Genomic DNA, 24,030 nt, shown 5'->3' with positions numbered 1-24,030 from the left:
GCGACTGTGCCCGGGAAGGAGAAACCCCGCTGGCGTCTCGGGTCACCAGCGGGGCAAGAGAATGATGCATCATACCCCCAGGGGTTGTCAGCAACTTTCAGAAAGTTCCTCGGACGTGGATTTTGAGCGGCTGGCCGCGCCGTGTTCGGTGAGCCAGTTGTTGGCGTCGACGGGAGAGGCGTACGCGCCTCCGGGCCGGATCTCGAAGTGGAGGTGTGGGCCGGTGGACTTGCCGTCGGTGCCGACGTCGGCGATGTGCTGACCGGCGGTCACACGCTGTCCTTTGCGGACATGGATGCCGGCGGCGTACATGTGGGCGTATCCGGAGTGGACCGTGGCGGAGTTGACGGTGTGCTTGATGAGGATGAGGTGGCCGTAGCCTGAGGTCACGTCGCCTGCGAAGACCACGATGCCATCGGCGGCGGCGAGGATGGGAGTGCCGTTGGTTGCGGCGTAGTCGGAGCCGGTGTGCAGGGTGTGGGTGCCGGTGACCGGGTCGGTTCGCATCCCGAACGGGCTGGTTGCGGTCCAGGATCGGGCGGGGAGCGGGAACACGACTCGGCCGGTCTCGGGGACGTCGGGGGAGCTGGTGGCGCGGTCCGTGCGGACGGTCAGTGCGTCGAGGATCTGCTCAGCGACCGGTTCGAAGCGGGCGTAGCGGTCCGGGAAGGCTGAGACCTCCACGGCTTGCGCCGCGGCGCCTTTGGGGAGGCTGCGCCAGCCGGGGATGTCGCGCAGGCCGCGGGGTGAGCCGTGGTTCGGCCCGTCTTGGCCGCCGAAGAAGGCGCGTGCTTGGTAGTTGGAGTTCATGAGCTCGGCCACGGTTCCCCACCCGGCAAGGGGTCGCATCTGAAAAAGGCCGAGCGAGTCGTGGTCGCCACCGTTGCCGTCGTTGGGGAACCTCGCGGACTGCGGCCAGGCGCTGGCGTTGGCGAGCATCCGGAGGCTGGACTCGGTCAGCGCGGCCATCAATGCGACGAGCACGCCATCCCGTCCGACGCCGGGCGTACGTCCACCGACCTTCACGATGGTCGCGGCGTGGGTGAGCTGGGTCCGGTCCAGACGGATCTTCACCCCGTCTGCCGCTGTGGCGGTGAGGCTGTTGGGGACAGGTCCAGTCTCCCCGAGGCCGCAGCTCGAGGTGGGCTTGGCAGCGAAAGTCACGGCGACCGCAAGGGCACTTGCCTGGGCAGCCGGAGCGATCAGGACCATGAAGACGACAACCCCGATGAGCACCTTCCGCATCTCGTCGGTCCTTCTACGGCAGCGGGTGGTCGAGCCGGGAGAGCCGGAGCAGGTAACAGGATGGTTCGCGCGGCACGCAGAGGATGAAGACGGTGAAGCTAACCCGGTGGCGGCTGGTGACCGGTTCGCCGTTCCAGGTGCCGGCGCGGTGGCGGATCCCCGTGATCGTGTACGCGGTCGTGCCACGCTCGAGCCCGTACGCCTCGCCTTCGCGAGCGGTTGCCTCCCAGGTGGAGGGCACCATGGCGGAGGTGACCTCGAGCCACTGACGGGTCTCGTACGCCCGCAGTTCGCGCCACGCCTCCGGGTTCGGCAGGTAGGTGGTCAGGTCAGCCACCAGCCCGTCGGACTCGACTCCGCCTGGGTCGGCGATTGCGACGAGACGTGCGAAGTAGCCGTCGGTGTTCGAGGAGGTGGTCGTGTCCCAGTCGAAGACCATTTGTGCCGCTTCGATCGCGAAAGCCCGAGCCTCATCGTGACCTGCGCTTGATGGTTCATCCGAGGGCGGAGATGTCAGCGGTTCCGGGGCCTGGCTCGGGCGCTGGTTCGGGGCGTGTGCGTCGTCGGTGGTCGCGATCAGAATGCCGCTGAAAATGAAGAGCACGGCGCTGAGGCCGCCGACAAGGACAGCTGCAAGGGGGAGTCGCCGATGTCGGGCGGCGTAGGTCCGGGTTCGCATCACTTCTCCTGAATGAGTGGGTTGCAGGAGAGGTGCGCCGTGACCCCCGAGGTTTACAGGGTCGGCGTGTCCGGCCGAGGTGTCGACCGCGTGTTGGCCTGAGCGGATCGCGTGGAGAGTTGTTCCAGGTCCATCGCGAGGACCTGGAGCTCATCAGAGTTCATGTACGCCGCCTCAGCGATACCTCGGCGGAGCAGATGATGGTTCTCAGACTGTCCGCCACGCATCGTGTGGCCGTAAGCCTCACCAGCAGCGGAGACGAACGCAACGAGGGTGGCCAACGCGGCCCGGGCGTCGATGGGAGCGCCGACTCCGGAGTACAGGTCCGTGCCGACGACGGGGCCGTCGGGGGAGTCGGTGTCGTCGATCTGGTAGCGGTAACTGCGGCGGAATCCACCGCCCTCCTCGGGGCTATCGCCGACGTAGCGGACCTGAAGGTGAAGGGCCCCGGCGGTGCCTGAGGCACGTTCGTTCGTGGGAGTGTTCATGGGGGCAAGGTGCCCGCAGGCGCCGGCTCCATCGCCTCGTTAGTCCAGATCGTGCGAGCCGGCGTTCGCCTCCTTCACGAGGTCGGCGAGCTCACGGCGGGTGCGGTGACGATCGGCGCGGCGCTCGGCGCGAAGGCCAGCGGCGTCGTGGCACATTCCGCAACAGCACGCCATGGTGCCGGTGAAGCGCATGGCCCAGTAGCAGGAGCCGCGAGAGAAGCGACCTCCATCGGTGGCGTACTGGGCGAGGTCGTCGAGATAGGTCGCAGGAAGATCACAGGCGCCGTCGCTGTGGTCGTGAACAGCGACGCGGGTGAGAGTGCCATCCCACAGACGGACGCGGAAAGGCTGGGTCTTGTCGGTACGGGACACGTGACGCTCCGGATTCCTGCGACGGCGTCCATCCCGCGGGATTGCAGGTAGGTCACCGCCGCCTGGGTATGAACCCGGCGTCACGTGGTCTGCACAGCAACATGCTCCGAATTCTAGGACGCAGCCGTGCCCGCTGGCACCTTGGATTCGCGAGCCCGGCGAGCGGCTTCGACGAATGCGTCGAGCTCGCCGTACATCCGCTCGAGGAGCTCCCAGTCGCCGTCGTTGAGGTCGGCGCCGATCTCAGCGGCGTCATAGTGGGTCCACCAGCCGTCCAGGTCGGTCCACATCAGGACGAAGGATCGCGTTGACCACTCTGACTTGCGCGGGGTGCCGGACGGGTTCGTACGTCGCGTACGAGGCGCGGAGATCCGCTTGAGTGCTTCTTCGGCGAGGGCGTCGAGGTCGGGGAGGGAAGGGTCGGCGTCGGCTTGGCGGGCGAGGTCCATGACTCGCTCGTACGTCGAAGAGACCGGTGCGCCGTGGTCGATCTGGTCGAGAGCTTCGCTAGCGACTTGGCGTACATGCGCCGGTCGAGTGGGGTCGTCAGCGACGTCCTTGATCCGGCCGATGCGTTCGAGACGCTGGTGGGAGTTGGCTCCGGTGACGAGCGTGGCCGCCTGATTGCGGGTGTAACCAGCCCCTGACGGTGCTGATGATTCATCAGCACCGTCTTCCACCCCGATGCCGGCAGTGGGGTCGGCGCCGAAACGCGTCGCCTCCTGACGTCGCGCGGCGTCCTCGGCGAGCACCTTCTTGAGTTCCCGGTAGAGCGTCTCAGCCTCGGTGGGGGAGAACGGCTTGTGGAGCAGGTTCTCGTCTTGGAGCGCCATCAGCCCCTTGAGTTCGTCGGAGATCCCGGAGCGTACCCAGACGCGCACGGTCCGCCAGCCGAGTTCCTTGACCGCCTCCAGCCGTCGGCGTCCGCACAGGAGTGTGCCGTCGGGAGTGACGGTGATGGGCTGGAGCAGGCCGAGGCTCTCGATGGACTCCTTCAGGGTCGCCAAGTCGCCGAGGTCCTTGCGGTGGCGTACGCCGATGGCGATCGAGTCAAGGGTCCGCTCGAGCTCGAAGTGGCCGAGATCAGACATGAGATCTCCGCCGGCGGACGTAGCGCGCTGAGGTCACCAGTGCCCGGCGCAGGGATGTGTCGGCGAGGACCTGCTCGGTCTCGTGGCCCTTGCAGAACCTCCACCACATGCCCTTGCCGGTGAGGGTCTTGGCACGGTCGGGGTCCGGTGAGCCCAGAACCGCCCGCAGGAGCGTCCCCCAGACTTCCAGGTCGAGGTCGAACCGGAGCCATGGCTGGCGTTCGCGGCGCAGGCGTTCGTACGCCGCCTGCCTGGTGCCCGACATCATCAGCCGCGATCCGATGTACTCCATCGCAGCACGTGCAGTCTGCTCCGGCCAGCCGAACTCGACGAGGATCTCGACGATCTGGTCGAGCGCGAAGAACGCGTTCGGCGCTTCCTTCTCGGACCCGTCCTCGACCGGCCCATCGTCGTTTCCGACGGTGTCGTCGTCAGGTTCCCCGCCGCCCTCGTGGGCCTCGTGATCTCGGCGAGCCTTGGCTGCGTTCTCCTTCTCCTGTTCCTTTTTCGCCCGCTCGGCATCAGCGAGAAGGATGGCGAGATCGTGGGCGGGCGGGACCTGGAAGGCCAGGTGGTAGTCGGCCAAGGAATGCTCGCGGTCGCTGAGACGCTGGGCATCGTGGAACCCAGCCAGGTCAGCTTTCCGTACGCGAGCCTCCGAACAGAGCAGTCCGGCGGCGCGGTCTTCGGCGATCATCGTGATCTGAACCGCGTGGGTGACCACCGCCCACGGATCCTCGGCCTTCCGGACGGGACGGGTCCGAAGGACCTCGTACGCCGCAGCAGCCGCGTCTGCGGGCTCGAAACCGTGGCGGCGGGCTAGCGCACCGTACTTCTCCATTGTGTACGCCATCAGTTCAGCGACCTCGGGATCGTCGCGCCAGGCGTCGGGGCCGGCGCCGTAGAGCCGGAAGAGCAGGGACCGCAGTCCCTCGGAGTCGACGAAGCTCATTGCCCGATCCCTCCCAGTCGGTCTGGCGCAGTGTTGCTGGCGGATTGCGTTCTCGCGATGCGCACACGCGCTATCGCACGCCGCGGTAGCTGACGCGCCTGCCGCACAGCAGCCTCGTTCGCGCCCACGAGGCGGCGTACATAGCGGTTGGCGACCATCGTGGGCAACTCGCTGGGCCGCACCCACCGCACCGCGTTCTGGTCGCGCTCGGGTGCGGGCTCGCTTGTCTGCTGGGAGGGGTCGCCGTGGATGGCGAGTTTGGAGACCTCGGCCGGGGGAATGTCGACCGGCTTCTGGCGTGGCGGCATCGCGTGACGCCGGTAGAAGACTCCGCTGTTCACAGCGCCACCGCCTCACTGCTCGCTGTCGCCGTGCGGGCCTGGGTAGGGCCCAAGCGGCTCCCCGGACCGAGTCGGGACGCGATCCGGTAGGCCGACCGGATCGTCGACTCCACCTCGTGCTCACCCAGCCCCGCCGACCGGGCGGCATCGCCGAGGACCGAGAGCGTGGCGTCGTAGCGCTGCCCGTCTTCAACCATCCGGCACGCTGCCCAGAACAGGCTGCTGTTCCTGGTGCCCTCGGGGCGGTTGGCCATCCACGCGACCAGCCGGTCAGGGCGCGCCCCGCGAGCGGGCATCCCAACCGGTTCACGCACCTGACGTGGTGGGACGAGGAAGTCTCGGAGTCGGTCGGCGTCGAGCGGCTTGTCGCCATGCTGGGCAATCGCGATCAGTTCGTACGACCGTGTGTTGTCGCCCGGGCCACGGACCTGTGAGGGCGGTATGACGACGTATCCTCCCTCGCCGCGGAAGTCGACGTGGGTCCCGTTGGCCTGCCAGTTGCGCTGGTCTTCGCCAGCGGGGGTGAAGTAGGCGTGAATGCCACCCGAGGGCGTACGGACCAGGAACGACCACTGAGAGGTGATCCCGGCACGCTCGCTCCGCGCGAAGGCGCTGAACCCGTTGCCGGTGGCGTGAACATCGACGTCGACCACGACGACGCCGGAGGCGGTGCCGGTCGGCATCCCGATGTTCGCGGCGGGGGAGCGCAGCCACCAACGCCCGACCTGGCGAGGGTCGGTGGTGGCGGCATGGAACCCGCTGCGGGTCAGCGGCTGCTTGCCGCACGGGGAGCACGGGAAGACCGGTACGCCGGCATCAGCCAGAATCAACGCTGCGTCACGCAGTTGCTGGGACTGCGCTTCCCGGATCGCCTCGGCGATCCGTGCTGCGGCGGGTATGGATGGGATGTTCATGCCCTCCACGATGGACATCCCCCATCACCCGACTCATACCCCTAGGCCGGGGGAATGATGGGGGTATCTCAGCGTTTCCGCAGTTCAGATGACATCCCCCAAGAAGTCGCGGCGGAGGTCGCGGCGGAGGATTGCCGCAACTGCCGGAGAGTCTTTGTGAACTCTGATGTCTCATGGCACCGGTGACCGGAACTGCTGCCGGGATAGCTGACAGTTGATCTGTGATCCTGTCGGCAGCGCGGGAAGAAGGGGTTCAGTAGTGCGGCGTTTGAGGACTCGTTCGGGAGTCATCGCGGAGTGGCGCTAGACCGTGGGAACTACTATCACCGGCGGTCACCCATCACCGCAGCCTCGACCAACCTCGGACCCGTGTAGTCCTCTGGAAGGGCGTCCATGAGGATCTCGTCGGCGGGTCTTCCGAGCCACCATGAGGACTGGCGTCGGGTGCCGATCACCTTGAAACCAGCCTTCTCGTAGGCCCGCACTCCGGCTGTGTTCTCCGCGATCACTGAGAGGTAAACCGATCGGAGTTGGGCGACGTGGAAGGCCCAGTCGAGCGTCATCATGGTGGCGGTGGTGCCGATGCCGCGGCCGCGGACGGCCTCATCGCCGAGGTAGATGAAGAACTCGGCTGTGCCGTAGCGGTGGTCCAGGGCCAGAGATGAGCTGCCTGCGGGCTGCCACTCGCCGCCGTCTTCCTCTTGATAGATGGTGAATCGAGCCTGGGAATCGGAGTGACGCAGCTGCGACTCCAGCCCAGCGGACCTCTCGGAGAGAGTTTCGGAGTTGAGGCGGCCGTAGCCGGCCATGACGCGCAGGCTCGACTCCCACTTCCAATAGGTCTCGAGCAGGTCGGCGCGGAGCGGTCCGAGCCCGACGCCGTCGTGAGTCAGCCACAGGTCAGTGTTGGTCATAGTGCGCTCCTTCGTGGTCGGGGTCTTCGGGGATCGTGCGGAGGATCGTGTAGCGGCCGGTGGACGTCGGTTCGGCTACGGGGATGCCAGTGTCGCCATCTCGTGTCTGGACCCAGGCGTGGAGTCTGACGGGATCGGAAGCGACGCCATGGCACCACGTGACCGACCTGCCGAGCAGCGCAAGTGCCACTGTGGCCGCGACAGACTCCTCCAGGCACGCGACACGCCCAGGAATCCAGCGTCCCATCCGTCTGATGAGGAGAACACCCCGCTCGGCTTCGGCGACGGTCGCCATCTGGAGACGGAGAAGAGCGACGCCGCCGAGAAGGACGGTCAGCCGGCGCATCCTGCGCTCTCGGGGTCCGGATGCCTTCAGGAGGAGTACTGCCGCGAGGGCAACTGCCGAGGCGATGACTTCCACGGGCGTCGGGTTGACGTTCTTGTTCTCTGCCAGGCCGGCTTCGCTTTCATCTGCGCCGAACGACAGGGCGGAAGTCTTGCCGGTTACCACGCGCACAGAACGGGCTACACGGCTGCTCAGTCCGAGCCGGTCGCGGATTCGATCGGTGAGGGGACGGTCAACGGCAGGTGATCCGGCACCCGCCTCCCCCTCGCGTCCGATGGTGAGCAGACTGACCTGACCGGTGCGGTAGTCGACCACCAGGGCGGTGTCCGCGAAGCGGCAGGCGTACAGATCAGGACCGTCCGGCGGGATGGTCGTGGCTGTCATGAGATCGCCCCGGCCGGGATTGCTTGACGTTCCCACCTGACGACCGCGGTCCGTTCCAGCGCGCGCAGCCAGCTCTCCAGGCCGAGCGCGGTGTCGAGCTGGGGCAGGCAGACGGCTGCTCCTGTGGCCCCGGCCGCGCCGGCCCGGAGCGAGGCACGCAGAGCGTCCACGTCGACGAGTCCCAGTTCGCTCAGTCGTCCGTCGGCGAGGTCAAGCAGAGGAGACAGGTTGGTCCGCAGCCCGGCGAAGTAGTCGGATGTGAAGCTTCCCTTGGTGGTCCTGGCAGCCAGCTCGGGCGGGTAGACGTCGGCCAGTGCTTCCCGGATCTGCGGCTTGTACTCGCTCGGGCGCGGCATCGCGGCGACCGGCATGCTCAGCACGGCGGCCAGAACGCGAGAGTCGACGAAAGGATTGTGCAACGGCACGCCATGGTGCGCTGCCAGTTGGGCGTCGGAGAGGGCCGTCCTGCCGACCTCCGCCGTGTCGTGGACGATCGCGTGCGCTGTGAGCGCACCGCGGGCGTGCGGCAGGGCGGGGGCGACGTTCGCCAGGGCCGCTGCGTGGAGCCTGGCTTGCCCAGTCGCCCACGGCGGCGGTGCCGCGAGCGTCAGCCATGCAGCGGCCGCGGAGCGCTGGGTCTTGGTCGCGTGCCCTGAGTGCCACCAGGCGGCGGCTGCCGCCAGGCCCTGTTCCGGGGTATGGCGGAGGAGGTCCGTTGCCGCGCGGAGCACCTCTGCCGGGGCCGTGCGCCGCAGCCTCGCGAGCCTGCGTGCCTCGGCTGCAGCGACGGCGAAGCGTCGGTGGGTGATCGCGTCCGCGATCCACGCGACTGACGTCATGAGCACCGTGTCGCCGCCGTCGCCGGTCATGTGGCAGTCCGTGGCTGTGCGCTCGCGCATAGCGTTGAGCTGGAACGCGAACCTGGCGTAGGCCCTGGCCGACGGCGCGGGCTCGTCGGTCGCCGGCAGACCGTCAAGACGGCCGTACGGGAGATGAGCGCCGTCGAGGGCAAGGAGATGGTGCTCGATCCCCGGGTGCTGCCCAGCTCGCAGCGCGTGCGCAAGGTCCCCGGTCGGTTCTCCGGTTGCGTTGGCTGACGGCTCGTGGACCGTGTAGGCCGAGATCCTGCGCCCGCTGTGGGCCAGGGCTCTGGCCGCTAGGAGCGTCAGCGCGGTCGAGTCGAGCCCGCCGGATAGGTCCGCGCTCGGAGCGATCGCGTTCTCGACCCGCGATCTGACCGCTGCAGTGAGCTCGGCCCGGAGACCGGCCGGGCCGCTCGGTTCCGAGCCGTGCCGTTCTCCTGGCACCCACATGCGGCTGCGCCAGGCCGTGCCGCTGCGGCCGAACATGTAGCGGTGCCCGGGAAGGACGAGGCGTACGCCATCGAAGTACGTGCGTTCCCCGAAGAGCCTCGGCGTGCCGGGCGCATGGAGTTCGCCCGCGACCCGCTCGAGGTCGAGACGGTGCTCGCCGTCACTAGCGAGACCTGCGAGGCCCCGGGCGGTGGTCGACCAGTAGACGCCCTCGTCGGCGAGGCAGGTGTAGATCGGGACGGCGGTCGCCAGGTCCGACCAGACCGAGAGGTGCGACTCGGTCTGCTCTACGACCGCGTAGGCACCGGGCCATCGCCAGGTCACATTGTCGGGGACCGAACTGGCCGCGACCGCGGTGAGTTCGGCGTCGGCGACCGAAGTCGTCCCGATGAGGATCAGGTCGTGTGCGCGGTCGCGGACCAGGCGGTACTGCTGCGCTGCTGACGCGTGGGTCCCGTGCTCGTCCACTGCCCAGACGATCGATGTCCCCTTCGCGGCGATCGGGCGTGCGCCGAGCGGGGAGCGGGGCCGTGAGTGGTTGCCAATGTAGCCGGCCATCCAGAACATGCTCAACCTCGTTTCGTGAAGAGTCGCGGACCGGGCAGGGAGGGCCCGCAGGGCAGGCCCTCCCCGGTGCATGGCAGGCGTCAGTTGTACTGGCGGCGCTTGTCCTCGCTGCCCGATCCGCCGCTGCCCAGGGTGAGCTCAGCAGCGTCGCCGAGCTCGATCACCTTCACGTGATCGCTGTCTGTGCGCCGTTCGACGGGCTGGGTGCGGTCGTTCTCGAACATGTCGGTCTCCTTCGACTGGTTGATGTAGACGGTTCCTTTGCCGCAGCGGTTCGGCCGGGGCAGTTCCATTGGGCCCGTCATCAGGCAGTCGGCGGAAGGGGTTCGATGCGGACAGCGTTCCTGTCCGCATCGATGCGAGGAGGGAAGCGCGCTTGCCTCAGAGCCCTGTCCAGGTCATGGCGGTGTCGCCGGCGCGGATGGCGTCGAACCGTTCGCGGAGCGCCGCGTGGTGCGCAGCAGACCGGTTGGCACGCCGCAGTGGCCCGGAGAGCTGGACCAGGTCGCGCATCCGCATCAGCAGGTCCAGGCCGGGCTCCTCGCTCAGGTCGTAGCCGTAGGCGTCGACGAACCGCTCGATCCAGGCCTTGTCCCTGCCATAGCGGGTCGCCGCGTGCCAGGTCGGGATCAGGTCCATCTCTCGCGGACCGATGCTGACCCCGTCCCAGTCGCCGAGGATCGCCCGCGGCCCAGTGCTCGCGGTGACGTCCCAGAGCAGATTCCCCGCCCACGCGTCGGCGTGGATCAACCCCGTCCCCAGCGGCCAGTCGTACCTGTCGACCCGTTCGGTCACGGACTCGACCTCCTCGAGCAGCCATTCACGCTCCGCGCTGCTGAGGCCTTCGTAAGGGCCTTCTGAGGTCAAGACGTTGCGCAGCGAGGTGAGCGGCCGCCACCGGGGGAGCGCCAGCGGCGGCTCGGGCAGGGCGTGCAGATCCCGCAGGAGCGAGCCGAGATGGGCCGAGTCGAAGGCTTCGGCGGACTCCGGTTGCGGGTAGTAGTGCCAGAAACTCACCGTCAGGCCGGGTGCACCCTGGCGAGGCCGGACCACGGTGGGAGCGGTGCCCGCGATCGGCGAGGTCGCGCCGAAGCCGTGGTCGTCGCACAGCCGTCGGACGACGTGCTGGGTGGTCTCGATCTGCGCGACGGAACGGGATTCAGGGGTCATCCTCGCCACGGCTTCCTCGGCGGGGAGAAGGAACACCGCGTTCGAGTAGTGGTGGATGATCCGTGCCCCCTCGGCGGAGAGCGAGGCGCGCTCCGATGCTTCGCACAGGGCGTCGCGCAGCTCGGCGTCGGTGAGGTCGACCACGGGTTCCTCTCTACAGCATCACGTCATGAAGGTCGGACTCGAACCCTCTGAGCAGGTCCGGGTCGAGGTGACCGGCGAGCTGCCCTCGGACGGCGTTCACGGCCGCCAGCGCGCGGGCGCTGGACACTCCGGCGATGAACGGCAGGACCCGGCGCAGGGCCTCCAGGGCGCGCACCGGATCGGCGTGGCCGTCGCGTTGGGGAGACGGGAGGAACGCCGCGGCGATGGTCGCTGTGACCAGGACCTGGCGTCGCTGCATCGCCGACGAGGACGCCGTGGTGAGCAAGGTCGCCGCGTATTGCTCCACTCGCGCGGTCCTCCCGAGGTCGGAGGAGGAGTAGAGGAACTCGGTGGAGAGCTGGTCGGTGTTGAAGAACCCGATCCAGTCCGGGTCTCGGTCGCTCGCACCGGCTTGGAGGAAGCGCTCGGCGTCGTTCATCGCTCTGTCCGCGGCGACGGGGTCAGATGAGCGGGCGAATGCTCTCGAGGCCACAGCGCTGGCCCGCGCCGCGACGATGTGCGAACCCGACCGGCGGCCGGCTTCGGCAGCGGCCTCGCCCAGTGCGACCGCCTGTGCGCGGGCGTCCAGATGGAGCGCCTGCATGGTCATGTCGCCAAGGATGTGTGCACCGAGGGCCTCATCGTCGACCGCCCGCGCCAGGCGGAGAGCCTGGACGAAGTAGCGCTGGGCCAGGCCCTGATGGCCGGAGTCGAACGACATGAAGCCCGCGAGGTCGCAGAGTCTCGCGGTCGTGGTGAGCAGCTGGCGGTGGACCTTCCCGTCACACTCCGCCGAGAGCAGCGGGCGCGCCGTGGTGCGCAGGTAATGGCCGAGCGTCGACCTCGCGTAGCCGCCGCCGAGCTGGTGGTCGGCCTTCGAGAACGCGCTCCCCATGGCAGCGACGGCCTCCACGTCGAGCAGGCTGAGGCGTCGGCGTCCTCCGGGGCGATCAGATCTAGCTGGCCCGCCCGAAGGCCGCAGGGTCGGTGCCGGTCGTGCCTGCTCCAGGTGCCAGCGCAGCAGTGCTCCGTCGTCGGCCGACGGCAGCCATTGCAGAGGAATCGACTCCAAGGCGGCGTCCCCAGCCCAGAGTGCGGCCACGGTGCTAGCCGTCGTCGACAGGTCGGTGTGCCACTCCAGCCCCAGGCCGGTGTCGACCTGAGCTGTCCTCCCGCCGTCGTGCGGCCGCTGGGCCTCCTGATCGGCTCTGTCCCAGATCCGCACCAGGGCCCCGGACGTCTCCAACGCCTCGTCCAGCCGAAGGACTGCGGCGCGGCTCGGCCAGCGCTCCGCCTTCTCGAACCGGCCAATGAGGGCAGCGCTGTCATGGGTCACCCGACCGAGTGCAGCCTGCGACAGCCCCCGCTGCGTCCGCCAATGCCGCAGCTCTGCCCCGAAGAACGCACGCGCGGACTCGAACGGGTTCAGCTCCTTCGGTGTCTGCCCCACGCCGCCCCCTTCCGAGACCTCAAGAGCATACTTAAAACACGACATGACGGAGTCTGTAAGGGTCAGCGGATGCGGACAAGCTTTCTGTCCGCATCGTCTACGTGTCTCGATGGCCTCTTGCTGCTTGACGTCATGACGTCCCCGGCCGGATGGCCTCTCCGTGAACGATCCTTGCGGCTGGGGTCTCCAGACGACATGGCGCGGCCAGTTAGCGGGTCATCTGCTTCGGTAGCGCAGGACGTCCCTGTCGGTCTTCCAGGGTGCTGGGCCGTCGAGCCAGTTGGGGTCCACTTTGATCGGAGAGAGTTGCTGTCGTTTGAGCCAGGCCATCCGGACGCCGGCGTTCGGTCCGTCGTCCCAGTAGGCGACGAGGAAGCGGTTTCCGGTGCCGGCGATCGGCCAGGTGATGACGAGGCCCAGGCGGGGGCGGAGTCTTCCCTGCTGCCGTACGAAGACGAGGCGCTGCTGATCGGGGCGGTATGGCGGCCATCTGTCGTTCTTGGGTGGGATCGCCATGGCAACGAGTGTAGATCACCAAGTCGAACGAATGTTCGACGGGCGTTCGGCTTGAACTCCTTTCGCGTCAAGAACCTGGCTGGCCGTCCCTGCGGATCCAGCCGGCCTCGGTAGCGACTGCTCTCGTTCTGGCAGAATCTTCGATCGGGCCTTGGTGATCATCGGTGCGGTTGAAGACCTCTCGACGCACGATCTCCTCGGCGCCAATGGTGTCGCCGGTGGCGTCTTTGACGCGGGCGAGGTCGAGACGGCAGATCTCGTCGTAGGGGGACGCCTTGGTGGCGATCTCGACGGTGACGAGGGCGAGGTTGGTGTCGTGCTTCTCCAAGGCGTGGGCGGTGACGATGTGGGCGGTGTCGACGATGGCGCATTGGGCGATGTCGTTGGTGCGTAGGTCGTTGAGCCAGGCCCATCCGGCGGGGCGTAGGTGGGTGAAGGGTTCGCCCGTGACGAGGTCGAGGGCGGCGATGAGGTCTTCGATGCCGTCGGCACCGCGGCGTTGACCGCGGGCGCGGAGTCGTTTGAAGAGATCCCAGTCGGTGAGGACGCCATCGACCCGGTAGAGGGACGAGCCGCGGGAGCCGGTGGCGTCGGTCGTGTCGGCTTTGGGCAGGTGGAGTTCGCCGGTGTCTGGGTTGGTGCCGAGCCACTTGCGTACCTCTGCGATGTCGGTGCGCAGGCGCTGGATCTTGAGGCCGAAGTCTTCGGCCATCTGGGCGCCGGTGACACCCTGCGGGTGGAGGACGAGGTACGTCAGGAGCTCGAGGTAGAACGGGCGTCGCCGGGCCACTGCTTTGTGGTCGCCGTGGGTTCGGGCGGCCAGCGGGCCGAGGAGGGTGAGGCGGGGGTAGGGGCAGTCGTCGTCATACCAGCTGTCGACCGTGTTGTTGAGGGTCGCATCGTCGTCGGCGGTGCCTCCGACACCGTCCTCTTCGGATGCGGCAGCATCAGGGTCCGTAGGCGCGTTCAGATCGGCGGCCTCGGCATCCGCCGGGAGGTCTGGACGTGGGTGTGTCGTGACGGGAGCCAGCTGGTCGATGTCGACCGTCGTGGTGGCCGCGGCCGCGACGTACTGCTTGGTTTCCTTCGGCAGGAGTGAATCGGGTCCAGCTGGTTGGTCGACGGGGCGCGCTTCGGTCTGATCGGGGACGAGTGCGCCGGCTTCGTCGGTGGTGGTCTTCTGGTCGTTCGCGCTCCTGGAGATGGGCACCGTGGTGTTGTCGGGGACCGGGTCGAGAGCTAAGAGGGTGGCACAGGCCGCCGCTTCGGATTCGGTGAGCCCGGCCGCGATCAGGTCGAGGTCCAGGGCCGGCAGGTGGAGGCGTCCGTCGTGGGTGAGGTCGATAGGGGTGCTCCCTGGTGGGGCGGTGTCTGCGAAGAGAAGGACTGCAGCGCCGGATCTGGAGGGGTACGCCGCGATGATCTCGGCCGCCTGTTGGGCCAGGTCGGCGTGGTCGCTGCTCGCGATGACGGCGTGGTAGGTGTCGATCTCTGACTGAGCGAACTTGGGGTCGAGTGCTTGGGCAAGTTCGGACACGAAGCGGTCGTCTTGGGCCGCGTGGTGGCTGGCCCGGCCCTGGTCATTTCCTGACAGGTCGTCGAACCAGAAGGTGACCTGAGAGGCCTCACCGAAGGTGTCGACGGTGGCGACGATCGACCAGGGGTTGAAGGCGAGCTCGGCGGTCACATATCTCGCGAACGCTGCCTTCCTGGCAGGGTCGCCGGTGACGGTGATGTAGGGGAGTTCCTCGAGATTGAGCAGGACGTGGTCGCCGCTGTCGTTGGAGCCGATCCCGACGAGGAGGGGGTATGGGCAGGCGTACTCGGGATCGGGTGGGTTCTCTGGCAGCGGGGCCGTCCAGATCGTTCCGTCGCCGGTCCAGGGGTCTGGAAGGTGCGCGCTCTCCGTTAGGTGCAGGGTCGCGGTGCGTTTTCCGAGGGCGACCCAGGTCAGCGCTGGCATCGAGTCCGCCGTCTCCTCGAGCGTTTCGAGAAGGTGGTTGAGGCCAAGGATGTTCGGGCCGGTGACGCTGCCGGCGAACTGAGCGGTCTTGGCCACGTCGGTGATCTCTGGAGGAGCGGAGAGGATGTGGCCCGGGCGGCGGAAGCGGAGCGCGGTGCGTCGGTAGGAGCGCAGCGCGAGGAAGACCAGGCCGGCGAGGACCGCGCCGGCACCGGTGAGCCCGGGGAGCACCCAGGCGGGAGTGTGGGAGGCGTCGTCACTCGCGTCGTCGGGTGCTTGCGTTGCCGGTACGGGTGAGGGGGATGTCGAAGGTGACGTCTGTGGTGATGTCTCAGGGGTGGGGGATGCCGACGGGGTGGGCGAGACCGGAGGCGGTGTTGTGGGAGATCCCCCCTTCCTGACCTGGGGTTTCGTTGTCGTGGGGAGCTTCAGTGTCCAGCCTGGGTGGATCAGATCAGGATCGGTCAACCGAGCGCCGTCGGGCTGAACTGTGTTGGTGGAGGCGTTGAAGATCTGGGGGTATCTCTCGGCATCCCCCAACTCCTCCTCGGCGATCTCCGAGAGAGTGTCACCCGGCTCAACGACGTAAGTGTCGTCGCCGGCGTCGGTGTTCTCGGCCGGTTTCGCGGGAGCGGGAAGACGAAGGACGAGACCTGCTTCGAGGTAGTCGGGATTCTTCGAGAGGACGTACGTGTTCAGGGCTGCGATCTCCTTGAACCGCTCACCGCTGCCCAGGTGCTTCTCCGCGATCCGCCACAGGCTGTCGCCGCGCTTGACGGTGTAGGCCACAGTCTCGCCGGAGGATGTCGCCTGTGGGTTGTGCTCTGTGGGATGCTCGGCGGCAGTCCGGTTGCGTGGTTCGTGGTCGCCTGAGGGATCGCTGACGAGTTGGACCGGCACGTCCTGAGGGACGTACGCGTCCGCCGGGGGCGCGGTCATGGTCTGCGTCACTGCGGGTGCGCTGATGAACAGAAGCGCGGCGGAGGCGACGAGATGGTTCGCTGCACCCTGAGGAAGGCTGAGACCCGGCAGGCAAGGGACCCGGATCCCTCGCAGCATCGATACAACGGACACGAATACCGAGATGGTGAACAGCGCCCAGCAGACCCAGCACACGACGTAAATGACCGCGAGCGCCACGGTGCCATCGTCGCGGTCCTGGAGCCGGTCCCAGGTGAAGGCGCTGAAGTCAGGCAGCGACCGGGCATAGACAAGGAAGATTGGACCGCCTATGACGAAGAGCGCAAGGGCGAGGGTGGCGGCGAGTCCGCGGAGCCTGGTGATCATCGCTGGTTACCTCCGAGGCTGCGTACGAGGTGGCCGGTCGCTTCGCCATGGACCGTGACCCTGGTGATCCCGACGATCCCGAGGAACTTGGTGCGGTAGGTGTCGCGGCACTCGACGACGATCCGGTCGCCGTTACTGATCGAGACCGTGCCCCAGATGCCGGCGGCGGAGAGATACGCCTGGGCTGCCTGGCGCGCGGCACTGGTGTCGATCCGGGCGTACCGGCCCTGCACGGCGGGGGCCGCCTGCACTTCCTGGGCGCCGGCGCGCGCTGCCTGGGCGGCGACATCGTGGGCTCGCTGCTGGGCGTGAACCTGCCCACCGAGGTCGACGGCCAGCCCGACAAGAGTGGCCATGACGAAGGCTCCGGTCGCCATCCAGGCTGTGACCGAACCGCGCTCATCGCGGAAGTGATTCATCGTGAATCACCTCGCTCCCGCCAGGTGTCAACTGGCGAGGACATCGTGGCCCGAATCGTGCGACTCCCTGGCACGGGCGCGGACAGGTCGGTCAGATCCAGGCGACAGGTGACGGTGGCGGCCACCGCCCCCGGCTCCCCGACGGCTGTCTGGAATGCCCGGGTGTCGATTCGAACCGCGACCCTACGACAGTTGATCCCTTGGCTCTTGAGGCTCGCCCGTGCCGCGTCGGTCGCGGTTCGCGTCGCGTCGGAGGAGGACCGGGCGATCGAAGCCGCACGCGCGGCCTCTGCTGCGGCCGACTGCACCGACTCGTGCGCGACGGCCATACGTCCACCGAAGATGATCAGGCCGACGAAGAGACCGAAGGCAGGTACGCCGATGGCTGCCTCGATCGCGGAGGATCCACGCTCATCTCGTCGTCTCGAGGTCATGGCGCAGTGAGCCTTTCGACGGTCACGCTCGCTGACTGCCGAACTCGAGGCTGCCACCCGGGCAATACGCTCAGGCTCCGCCCGGTGACTGTCGCCGTGGCTGTCGTCCCGGTCCGGGTGACGCTGACGCGGCTCGACCTCAGTGCGTCTCCACCGACGTCGGTGAGATAGGCGCGCGCCGATCGCCTGCCGTCGGTTGAGGTCGCGCCCTCTGCGCCGGCCGCTCGGGCACCCTCTTGTGCAGCGGCAACCGCGATCGTGCGGGCGTGGTAGTAGAGCGCGGCCTGCATTCCGAGGAACATGACCGCGAACAGGGCGGGTAGCAGAATGACGAGCTCGATCGAGGCGGCGCCTCGTTCGTCGCGAGCCCGGCGGTGCCTATCTGATCTTGTTGGACTCATTGGTGACGAAGGTCCTGATCGCGGCGACGACGATGGCGACGATCGCGATCACGGCGACGGCCCACAGAACGTTCTCGATCGTCACCGAGCCGCGCTCGTCGCGCCGCCGGCGACCCTCGATGGCCACGTCCAGGTGGTGCTGGCCGATCAGGATGAGTCCGAGGATGAAGGTGATGAGTCGGTGCATGAGGAGATATCTCGTTTCGTGTGTCGGCGAGCCCTTTCGTACGTCTCAGGTGGGCATGACCATCCGGAGCAGTGATGGAGCCAGGAGCAGCCCCATGAAGACCACCCCGAGCAGTGAGCCGGGGATGGACATGCGTTCACCGACGGCGTTGGCCTCGGTGATCTCGTCGTTGAGCATGGCGGTGCGCATCGCAGCTGAGCGGGCGCGCAGGGTCGAGTAGACCGCCGCGCCCTCTTCACCGGAGAGGCGCATGATGTCAGCGAAGTCATCGAGCTCGGGAAGGCCGAGCTCCTCCGACAATGCATGGAGCGCTTCCCAGGGTGGTAGGCCGGACCAGCGTGAGCGGGTGAGCTCCTCGGTCAGCCGGGTGAATACCCACGAGTCGCCGATCTCGGCAGCGGCCTCCATGGCCTGGCGTACACCGGAACCGTTGTTGCGCTCGAGCGCGACCAGCTCGGTATAGGCCCCCAGCGCCCGGGTGAACTCCAGCCGGGCTGCACGGGCATCGTCGATCGCGTTGTAGTTCGGGATGAAGAACATCACCACGGCAAGAGCAATCGAACCGATGGCCGGGAGTGCGACAGGGAGCCCGAGGCCGATGAGTGAGAGGAAGACCGCGAACAGGGGCGCGATGACCAGCCCGAGTGCCGCGAAGATGATCTTCTCGCCGTAGAACCGAGCCAGCGAGATCCGTAGGAGCGCGAGCTCGCGCGTTGGCGTACGCACCCAGATCGCCGGCGGGAGAGCGCGGATCGCCCAGGTGCCGAGCCGCTCCGTCCGGTTCGCCGGAGCCGCAACCGCCCTGGTCGGTGCCGCCTTGGCAGCGAGCCGGTCAAGCGCGTCGACCGGATCGGGATGCGCCGGCAGTACGCGGGCCAGCAGCAGCACGATGCCGAGCCCGATCAGCGCGCCGGAGGCCATCATGATCTGCAGACCGGTCATGACAGCTCAGCTTTCGTGAGCTCGCGGCGGTTGCCGAGGATTCGGGGCGGTGCCTTGCCCTCAGCCATCCGGCGCATCCACACCAGCAGCGCGGCGTAGGCAGCGAGCAGGATGGTCAGGATGATTTGGCCGAGCGGGGTGGAGTACGGCTCGACGTAGCCGCCGGAGAGCGCCAGGACCAGCAGCACGGTGGCACTGATGATCGTCACCCACCGCGCGGTCGCGCGCGGCTTGGCACGGTCGGCCTCGACCTGACGCCGAGCGCGTACGTCGGCAGCGACCGACTCGGCCAGCGAGTCGAGCACGGCCGAGAGACCAGCCCCACGGCGACGGGAGCCCAGGATGAGGTTCGCCGCGACCAGGTCACCGGTGGCGTCGTCGAGCTCATCGGCGAAGGCCCGGAGCGCATCCTCAGTACGCCACCGGGCACGCAGGCGAGCTGCGAGGCGCCCGACCTCGCCAGCGATCGGTGCTGGGGTGGAGCGCAGCGTGGCGATGAGTGCCTGTTCCAGGCCGACCCCGACGGTGAGCACGCCCGAGAGGGACCGGGACCACTCCTCGAGCGCTTCGAGGCGGGCGATGCGTGCCTTGGCGGGCGAGGTGGCCAAGAGGTAGGGGAGTCCGATGACCGCCGCCGGACCGATGACGAGGGCCAGCAGCCAGCCGGTCACCAGCCAGCCGAGCACGCCGGCCATGAACCCGGCAGCGAGCAACAGGCGAGTCTGGCGGGAGAGGGACCGAATCCGGTTCAACGACCTCGACCGGGTCGGGACCCGCTCGGCAACCGGCACGCGGCGAAAACCGGCGATGAGCCCGATGACCCCGGCGACGATCAGTGCTCCGGAGATCGCTGGGATGAGCGGCGTCATGAGACACCGTCCGGGCGGTAGGGAGTCTGCGTCGCGAGGTACCCGGCATAGTCGAACCCATACGCGGCGAGGGCACGATACCTGTCCGGAAGGGTCGTAGGCGTCGCCATCCCGGTGGCGGAGTCTGTGGTGAAGACGGGGGTCGTGGCGTACCCGAGCTCATGCTCGCCGGGCTCGACCGCGACGATCTCTGCGACTCGGCGGGTGCGCTGCCACTCGCCGTCGGCAATCTGGGTGGTGTGCAGTTCCAGGTGGACGATCAGGCGCAGGGTTGCGGCGAGCTTGGCGGTGGCCAGCGTGTGAGTGACGTGAGGCCCGGCCTCCATGGCGCAGGTGACCAGCTTGCGCAGGGCCGCGACGCCATCGGAGGCGTGAGTGGTCGAGATCGAGCCGGGGCCGGACTCCATCGCTTTGATCATCGGCCAGACCTCCTTGCCTCGGACCTCGCCGACGATCTGGCGCGACAGGTTGAACCGGAAGGAGTCATACAGCGCCTCGTCCAGGGTGAACTCACCAGCCTGGCGTCCGTCGGGGCCGTACTCGCCCGAGCCCGGTCGGGCCTCCCACGGGTAGACGATCGGGTGCTGGGTCTTGAGCTTGTGCAGGTACAGCTCGTACTCGGTCTCGAAGGTGCCGAGCACCTCGCGTGGCGGGATCTCGTTGCACAGCGCACGGACGAGGGTTGTCTTGCCAGCTCCCTGCACCCCTGAGACGACGATCGACTCCCGGGCTCTGACGGCGGCGCGGAGGAACGAGGCCGCGACAGGGGTGAGCATCTGCATGTCCACCAAGTCATCGAGGGTGACATTGACCATGCGGTGCAGGCGGATAACCATGGAGGGTCGAGGCATCCGCCAGGCCACGGCGGCGAGGCGGGCGTACTCACCCAAGGTCAGATGCAACGTCGGTCGCGCCGGCGAGAACGGCCGCGAGGACCCTTCGCCTCGAGAGGAGAGGAACACGAGGAACTCGATCAGCTCCTCATCCGAATCCGCCACTGGTGGTCCGGCGAGGAGGGTCCCGTCGACGAGCTCGAGGAAGACCTCGTCACACCCGGTGATCAGGATGTTCTCGACATCCTCACGCTCTACCAACGGTTGCAGCCTGCCGAGTCGAAAGAGCGAGTCAAGCACCGCCTTGAAGACCGCGCGTTGCTTCGCCGCGGTCCAGGTCGGCGCGCCGACGTCCATGTCGTCCGCCATCGCGGCCTCGATCAGGTCCAGCACGATCGCCTTGGCCAGCTCCTCCTGCGACTCCTTGTCCAGGCGTACGCCGTCAGCGGCCACCGCCTGGCTCAGCTGCTCCGAAGCCTGAGCGCGGAGCGCAGCGACCAGCGACCAGTCAACCTCGACAGAACCGATACCAGTCTCGGAGGAAGCGAGCGGCCCGGACCCCACCCGGTGACCGTTCCGCTGTGCCGTTGATGTTGGCATGGTTCGTTGCGGCGCGAACAGCGGCAACCGACTCGGATCCGGCGGCTCGATGTTGCTCGTCCGCGGGCGGTGGTCGTTCATCGAGCCACCTCCTCGATCAGCTGATTGCGGGCGCGGGAGACGGCTGCCTGGACGACCTCTGTCAGTGCGATCAGAGAGCGGACGTACGTCCCGTTCTCGAACCGGGCTGGTGCATGGGCACCGCGGTAGTAGACCGCAGCGGCCTCCGGCTCGTCCGGCAGTACTCCGATCACCGGTAGGCCGATCACCCTGGCGACGTCGGCCGCCTTATAGGGCTGGCCCTCACCGATCAGGAGCGCGCCAGGGTTCCGCCATCCGGAGTCTTGGCGGCGTACCGTCGCCGACCACGTACGCGCCGCGGCCAGGGCCGGAAGCGGCGAGCGCGTCACCATCAAGGTCAGGTCCGCGGCATCGAGCAGCGGTTCCGGGTAACCGGGAAGCCCGAGCCGGCCGCCGTCCACGATCACATCCTGGCCCGTCGACTCCAAGTCAGCCAGCGCCTCGGCGAGCGGAGCCCAGAGATCTCGAAGGCCAGTTGCCTGTGCGTGATCGCGGATGCCAGCGACGATCGAGACCGAGGTGCCCTCCAGTCTCTGCGCCACCGTTGGTAGAGCGTCAGCGACACCGAGGGGACTCAGCGCCAGGTCGATCAAGGACAGCTCGGGTGCCCACGTACCGCGGAAGAATCCCGACAACACCCCGGCGGTTCCGGTCGGATCCGCGTCGACGAGTAGGACCGGGCGTGGCCAGGCCAACGCGAGCCCGAGACTCGTGGTCGTGACTCCAGGTGATCCGCCTGCCGATGCGAGTGCGATGACCGCCATCACTCGACCCCGGAGTCGAGCACGAGCGCCACGTTGCCGCTCGCAGCACGTGCTGCCAGCAGCGTCGCTTCGGCATGCGGCACCATCACGCTGACCACCAGCGTCCCATCCTCGCCGCGGTGGGACTCGACGACTTCCGCCTCGGAGAACTGCGGCGTACCGCTCGGCACCTCCTCGCCGACGGCCGGAGCGACCACGACCCGGACGAGATCCCCACTGCGAAGCGCCACCCCCGGCTCCTGCGCCGGAGTCAGCGCCACCCCGACCACCGACTTCCCCTCGCCGGGCACCGGGTCATCCGTCGCAGCCTCAGCAGTGATCAGACCCCCGGACAAGATGTCGTACGCCGCTCGCTTGCCCACCACGTCATCCAGAGCGTTCGCCGGAAGGGGAGCAAGAGCTGGGTCGGTGGTGATCCGCACCCGCTCGAGGTCGTCGTGCGTGATCAGCGCACCGCGAGGAATCGTCGTACGGGCCGCCAGCACCTCGACCGTGTCCGTGGTCGCCGCCCAGACCCACGTGCCTCCGAACGCGCCAAGCGCGATCGCGGCTGCGGCGGCGACCGATAGCCACGGCCGGCGGCGCAGTTTTGGCGGCGGCAACGCCTTCGGGCCCTCGGACGGCGTGGCTCGGTCGCTGCGTACTGTGGTGCTGGTCATCGGTGGTCCCTCTCCTGCTCACGGGCCTCAGCTCACGAGCACCTGCGCTTCCCCAACCGTGATGTCGACCGAACGGGCCAGGCCGCCCAGCCGGATCGTTCCGGTCTGTCCCGCGCCGGCCCAGGTGATCACCCAGTCCGAGGTCGCCGTCACGGTGTACTTCTCGCCGCGCTGATGCGCGCTCGACTTCTCATAGACGTGGCCACAGTTCGGCGACTTCCGCTTGCCGAACCTCGGCTCGTACGGCGTCCCCGCGCTCCGGCACACGACCTGCGTGCCATCTCCCATGTCCCAGGTGATCTCGTGCACCCGCGCCGTTGCGGACACCGTGATCCCACCGGCCGACGCTGACGCCGTCGCCGGACCGAACGTGGACGGACCCGGGTCGTTCACCCATAGCCACACCGGCATCCCGACCAGCCCGACGCGGTCATCGCCGGCCTCCGGGGTGATCCCGATGTCGATGGCTCGAAGGTTCATCTTCTCGATCGCCATCAGCGCGACCTCACGTGGCGATGGTCCGGCCTCCGCAGCCTCTGGGGGTGTCTGGGACCAGAAGGTCACCAGCAGAGACGTCTGCGGCTGGTAGCAGTTGTAGACCGCGCCGTCATCGGGTTCGTGTCCCTCCCAAGCAGGGTCACCCGGTGGGGGAGGAGGGTCGTACGCCTCCACGTAACAGTTGCGGTCATTGCTCCAGGTGCCATAGGGCGATGTGCACGGCACCGGACCAGCCGGTGGTCCGGCAACTCCTTGCTTGGCCGGGTCCCAGTAGCAACTGTTCCCCGAGCCGGAGTCCTTCGGTCCACTGGTCGACCCAGCCGGCTTCCCCTCACCACCCGATCCGCCAGCGCCGCCACCAGGCGATCCGGTCTCAACCCAGAGGATGCACTCGCCGGTCGACTTGTTGGTCTGCTGACATCGAGTGTCGGCCGACGCCGTGCCGGTGCCGAGAAGAGTTGCGCCCGCCGCGAGGAGGACGATGATGAATGCGCGTGTCAGGAAGCCTTGCATGACGGTTGCTCGAGGTCTTGGCCGTTGGCGATGCGCCAGCCGCCGCTCGGATTCTTGGACCAGTGGTAGTTGGCCACGGTGAAACGGGTCCAGCCGTCATCCGGCCGATCCGGACTCACCACCGACTTCCCGTTCTTGTCGACCACATCAACGTCGGCGACATCCCAGCAGGCATCCACCGTTACCGTCGGTACCTTCCCGGCTTTCGGGTCGGAGTTGTCCAGGCTCACCGACTGCACCTTCATCTCAGCGACGTCGGTACTGCCGGTCTGATGCTGGCCAGCCTTCCGGAGCTGCTCGATCGACAGCTTCTGGGCATTGAGCTGGACGCCGATCGCAACGTTCGTCAGTCCTTCAAGATCCTTGTCAGGATCCTGCTGAAGCTCATCGACCGTCTTGAAGAATGCCCGCACAGCGTCTTCCGCATCGGCCGAGGCGCGATCCTCCTGAGACTCCGGCGCCGTCGAAATCGGCTCCTTCGACGACGGATCCGGCTTGCTCGTCGGACCCGTCCCGTCCGGTGATTGGGCGCAAGAAGTAGCGACGGCGAACAGTAGAACTGCTGTCGTGACGCTGAAGGTTCTTGCCGCGATCCTCATGGTGGGGTACCTGCTTCCTCCGGCTGGAGGACGCAGAATGCGTCGCGCTGGTGCCCAGCGGCGACGCAGTCTGGTCCTCAGTCTTCACTGACCTT

27 protein-coding genes are annotated in these 24,030 nt (G+C 67.7%); 1 reads left to right on the top strand and 26 read right to left on the bottom strand.

Translation table 11 applies throughout. The features are described from left to right. Positions 1 to 87: 87 nt before the first annotated feature. From ACFVDI_RS04500 to ACFVDI_RS04475, 6 genes are all read right to left on the bottom strand, one after another. A complete protein-coding gene (locus ACFVDI_RS04500) occupies positions 88 to 1,245 on the bottom strand; it encodes a M23 family metallopeptidase (RefSeq protein ID WP_350719561.1) in 1,158 nt (385 codons plus the stop codon). A 13-nt stretch (positions 1,246 to 1,258) separates the two neighbouring features. Beyond that, on the bottom strand, positions 1,259 to 1,684 hold the full coding sequence (locus ACFVDI_RS04495; RefSeq protein ID WP_350719559.1) for a hypothetical protein: 426 nt from the start codon (positions 1,682 to 1,684) through the stop codon (positions 1,259 to 1,261). 293 nt (positions 1,685 to 1,977) lie between these two features. Further along, positions 1,978 to 2,412, bottom strand: coding sequence for a hypothetical protein (locus ACFVDI_RS04490; protein WP_350719557.1), 435 nt, complete (start codon positions 2,410 to 2,412; stop codon positions 1,978 to 1,980). A 39-nt stretch (positions 2,413 to 2,451) separates the two neighbouring features. Continuing rightward, positions 2,452 to 2,784: a hypothetical protein gene (locus tag ACFVDI_RS04485; protein WP_350719556.1), complete on the bottom strand. Its 333-nt coding sequence runs from the start codon at positions 2,782 to 2,784 to the stop codon at positions 2,452 to 2,454. Between the two features lie 113 nt (positions 2,785 to 2,897). Next, positions 2,898 to 3,875, bottom strand: a complete 978-nt coding sequence (locus ACFVDI_RS04480; RefSeq protein ID WP_350719554.1) for a ParB N-terminal domain-containing protein — start codon at positions 3,873 to 3,875, stop codon at positions 2,898 to 2,900. Continuing rightward, positions 3,868 to 4,827 carry a serine/arginine repetitive matrix protein 2 gene (locus ACFVDI_RS04475; protein WP_350719552.1) on the bottom strand — a complete coding sequence of 320 codons (960 nt, stop codon included), beginning with the start codon at positions 4,825 to 4,827 and terminating at the stop codon, positions 3,868 to 3,870. The genes ACFVDI_RS04480 and ACFVDI_RS04475 overlap by 8 nt, the downstream gene beginning before the upstream one ends. Positions 4,828 to 4,974: 147 nt before the next feature. Between ACFVDI_RS04475 and ACFVDI_RS04470 the strand changes: the two genes are divergently transcribed. Next, the gene (locus ACFVDI_RS04470) at positions 4,975 to 5,142 is read left to right on the top strand and encodes a hypothetical protein (protein ID WP_378901096.1); all 168 of its coding nucleotides are present in this window, start codon (positions 4,975 to 4,977) and stop codon (positions 5,140 to 5,142) included. Between the two features lie 22 nt (positions 5,143 to 5,164). Here the strand turns inward: ACFVDI_RS04470 and ACFVDI_RS04465 are convergent, their stop codons facing one another. From ACFVDI_RS04465 to ACFVDI_RS04370, 20 genes are all read right to left on the bottom strand, one after another. Continuing rightward, the gene (locus ACFVDI_RS04465; RefSeq protein ID WP_350719548.1) at positions 5,165 to 6,082 is read right to left on the bottom strand and encodes a bifunctional DNA primase/polymerase; all 918 of its coding nucleotides are present in this window, start codon (positions 6,080 to 6,082) and stop codon (positions 5,165 to 5,167) included. Between the two features lie 323 nt (positions 6,083 to 6,405). Then, positions 6,406 to 6,996, bottom strand: coding sequence for a GNAT family protein (locus tag ACFVDI_RS04460; RefSeq protein ID WP_350719547.1), 591 nt, complete (start codon positions 6,994 to 6,996; stop codon positions 6,406 to 6,408). Beyond that, the gene (locus ACFVDI_RS04455) at positions 6,983 to 7,726 is read right to left on the bottom strand and encodes a lasso peptide biosynthesis B2 protein (RefSeq protein WP_350719545.1); all 744 of its coding nucleotides are present in this window, start codon (positions 7,724 to 7,726) and stop codon (positions 6,983 to 6,985) included. The genes ACFVDI_RS04460 and ACFVDI_RS04455 overlap by 14 nt, the downstream gene beginning before the upstream one ends. After that, positions 7,723 to 9,597, bottom strand: coding sequence for an albusnodin/ikarugamycin family macrolactam cyclase (locus ACFVDI_RS04450; protein WP_350719543.1), 1,875 nt, complete (start codon positions 9,595 to 9,597; stop codon positions 7,723 to 7,725). The genes ACFVDI_RS04455 and ACFVDI_RS04450 overlap by 4 nt, the downstream gene beginning before the upstream one ends. An 89-nt stretch (positions 9,598 to 9,686) precedes the next feature. Beyond that, a complete protein-coding gene (locus ACFVDI_RS04445; protein ID WP_378901090.1) occupies positions 9,687 to 9,830 on the bottom strand; it encodes an albusnodin family lasso peptide in 144 nt (47 codons plus the stop codon). Positions 9,831 to 9,987: 157 nt separating this feature from the next. After that, positions 9,988 to 10,920, bottom strand: a complete 933-nt coding sequence (locus ACFVDI_RS04440; protein ID WP_350719540.1) for an aminoglycoside phosphotransferase family protein — start codon at positions 10,918 to 10,920, stop codon at positions 9,988 to 9,990. Positions 10,921 to 10,930: 10 nt separating this feature from the next. Then, entirely contained in the window at positions 10,931 to 12,370 is a 1,440-nt protein-coding gene (locus ACFVDI_RS04435) for a helix-turn-helix transcriptional regulator (RefSeq protein ID WP_350719538.1), read from the bottom strand. 216 nt (positions 12,371 to 12,586) lie between these two features. Then, positions 12,587 to 12,886 carry a hypothetical protein gene (locus tag ACFVDI_RS04430; RefSeq protein ID WP_350719536.1) on the bottom strand — a complete coding sequence of 100 codons (300 nt, stop codon included), beginning with the start codon at positions 12,884 to 12,886 and terminating at the stop codon, positions 12,587 to 12,589. Positions 12,887 to 12,953: 67 nt separating this feature from the next. Then, positions 12,954 to 16,136, bottom strand: coding sequence for a LysM peptidoglycan-binding domain-containing protein (locus ACFVDI_RS04425; protein ID WP_350719534.1), 3,183 nt, complete (start codon positions 16,134 to 16,136; stop codon positions 12,954 to 12,956). Then, a complete protein-coding gene (locus tag ACFVDI_RS04420) occupies positions 16,133 to 16,555 on the bottom strand; it encodes a pilus assembly protein TadG-related protein (protein ID WP_350719532.1) in 423 nt (140 codons plus the stop codon). Before ACFVDI_RS04420 ends, ACFVDI_RS04425 begins: the two co-directional genes overlap by 4 nt. Beyond that, a complete protein-coding gene (locus ACFVDI_RS04415; protein WP_350719531.1) occupies positions 16,552 to 16,989 on the bottom strand; it encodes a TadE/TadG family type IV pilus assembly protein in 438 nt (145 codons plus the stop codon). The genes ACFVDI_RS04420 and ACFVDI_RS04415 overlap by 4 nt, the downstream gene beginning before the upstream one ends. Further along, the gene (locus ACFVDI_RS04410) at positions 16,986 to 17,390 is read right to left on the bottom strand and encodes a TadE family protein (RefSeq protein WP_350719529.1); all 405 of its coding nucleotides are present in this window, start codon (positions 17,388 to 17,390) and stop codon (positions 16,986 to 16,988) included. Before ACFVDI_RS04410 ends, ACFVDI_RS04415 begins: the two co-directional genes overlap by 4 nt. Beyond that, complete coding sequence (locus tag ACFVDI_RS04405) at positions 17,368 to 17,577, bottom strand: hypothetical protein (protein WP_218861830.1); 210 nt, start codon at positions 17,575 to 17,577, stop codon at positions 17,368 to 17,370. Before ACFVDI_RS04405 ends, ACFVDI_RS04410 begins: the two co-directional genes overlap by 23 nt. A 45-nt stretch (positions 17,578 to 17,622) precedes the next feature. Continuing rightward, positions 17,623 to 18,519, bottom strand: coding sequence for a type II secretion system F family protein (locus ACFVDI_RS04400; RefSeq protein WP_350719526.1), 897 nt, complete (start codon positions 18,517 to 18,519; stop codon positions 17,623 to 17,625). Beyond that, complete coding sequence (locus tag ACFVDI_RS04395) at positions 18,516 to 19,388, bottom strand: type II secretion system F family protein (protein WP_350719525.1); 873 nt, start codon at positions 19,386 to 19,388, stop codon at positions 18,516 to 18,518. The genes ACFVDI_RS04400 and ACFVDI_RS04395 overlap by 4 nt, the downstream gene beginning before the upstream one ends. Continuing rightward, complete coding sequence (locus ACFVDI_RS04390; protein WP_350719523.1) at positions 19,385 to 20,821, bottom strand: CpaF/VirB11 family protein; 1,437 nt, start codon at positions 20,819 to 20,821, stop codon at positions 19,385 to 19,387. Before ACFVDI_RS04390 ends, ACFVDI_RS04395 begins: the two co-directional genes overlap by 4 nt. A gap of 77 nt (positions 20,822 to 20,898) precedes the next feature. After that, the gene (locus tag ACFVDI_RS04385; RefSeq protein WP_350719521.1) at positions 20,899 to 21,444 is read right to left on the bottom strand and encodes a hypothetical protein; all 546 of its coding nucleotides are present in this window, start codon (positions 21,442 to 21,444) and stop codon (positions 20,899 to 20,901) included. 221 nt (positions 21,445 to 21,665) lie between these two features. Next, entirely contained in the window at positions 21,666 to 22,325 is a 660-nt protein-coding gene (locus ACFVDI_RS04380; RefSeq protein ID WP_141780769.1) for an SAF domain-containing protein, read from the bottom strand. A gap of 27 nt (positions 22,326 to 22,352) precedes the next feature. Then, the gene (locus ACFVDI_RS04375; protein WP_350719519.1) at positions 22,353 to 22,820 is read right to left on the bottom strand and encodes a hypothetical protein; all 468 of its coding nucleotides are present in this window, start codon (positions 22,818 to 22,820) and stop codon (positions 22,353 to 22,355) included. Positions 22,821 to 23,320: 500 nt separating this feature from the next. Further along, a complete protein-coding gene (locus ACFVDI_RS04370; RefSeq protein WP_350719517.1) occupies positions 23,321 to 23,935 on the bottom strand; it encodes a hypothetical protein in 615 nt (204 codons plus the stop codon). Positions 23,936 to 24,030: the final 95 nt, after the last annotated feature.

It is taken from the genome of Nocardioides sp. NPDC057767 (assembly GCF_042798275.1).
Classification (GTDB): Bacteria; Actinomycetota; Actinomycetes; order Propionibacteriales; family Nocardioidaceae; genus Nocardioides.
Note: the sequence above shows the minus strand (reverse complement) of the source record. Positions and strands in the feature narration are given on the sequence as shown.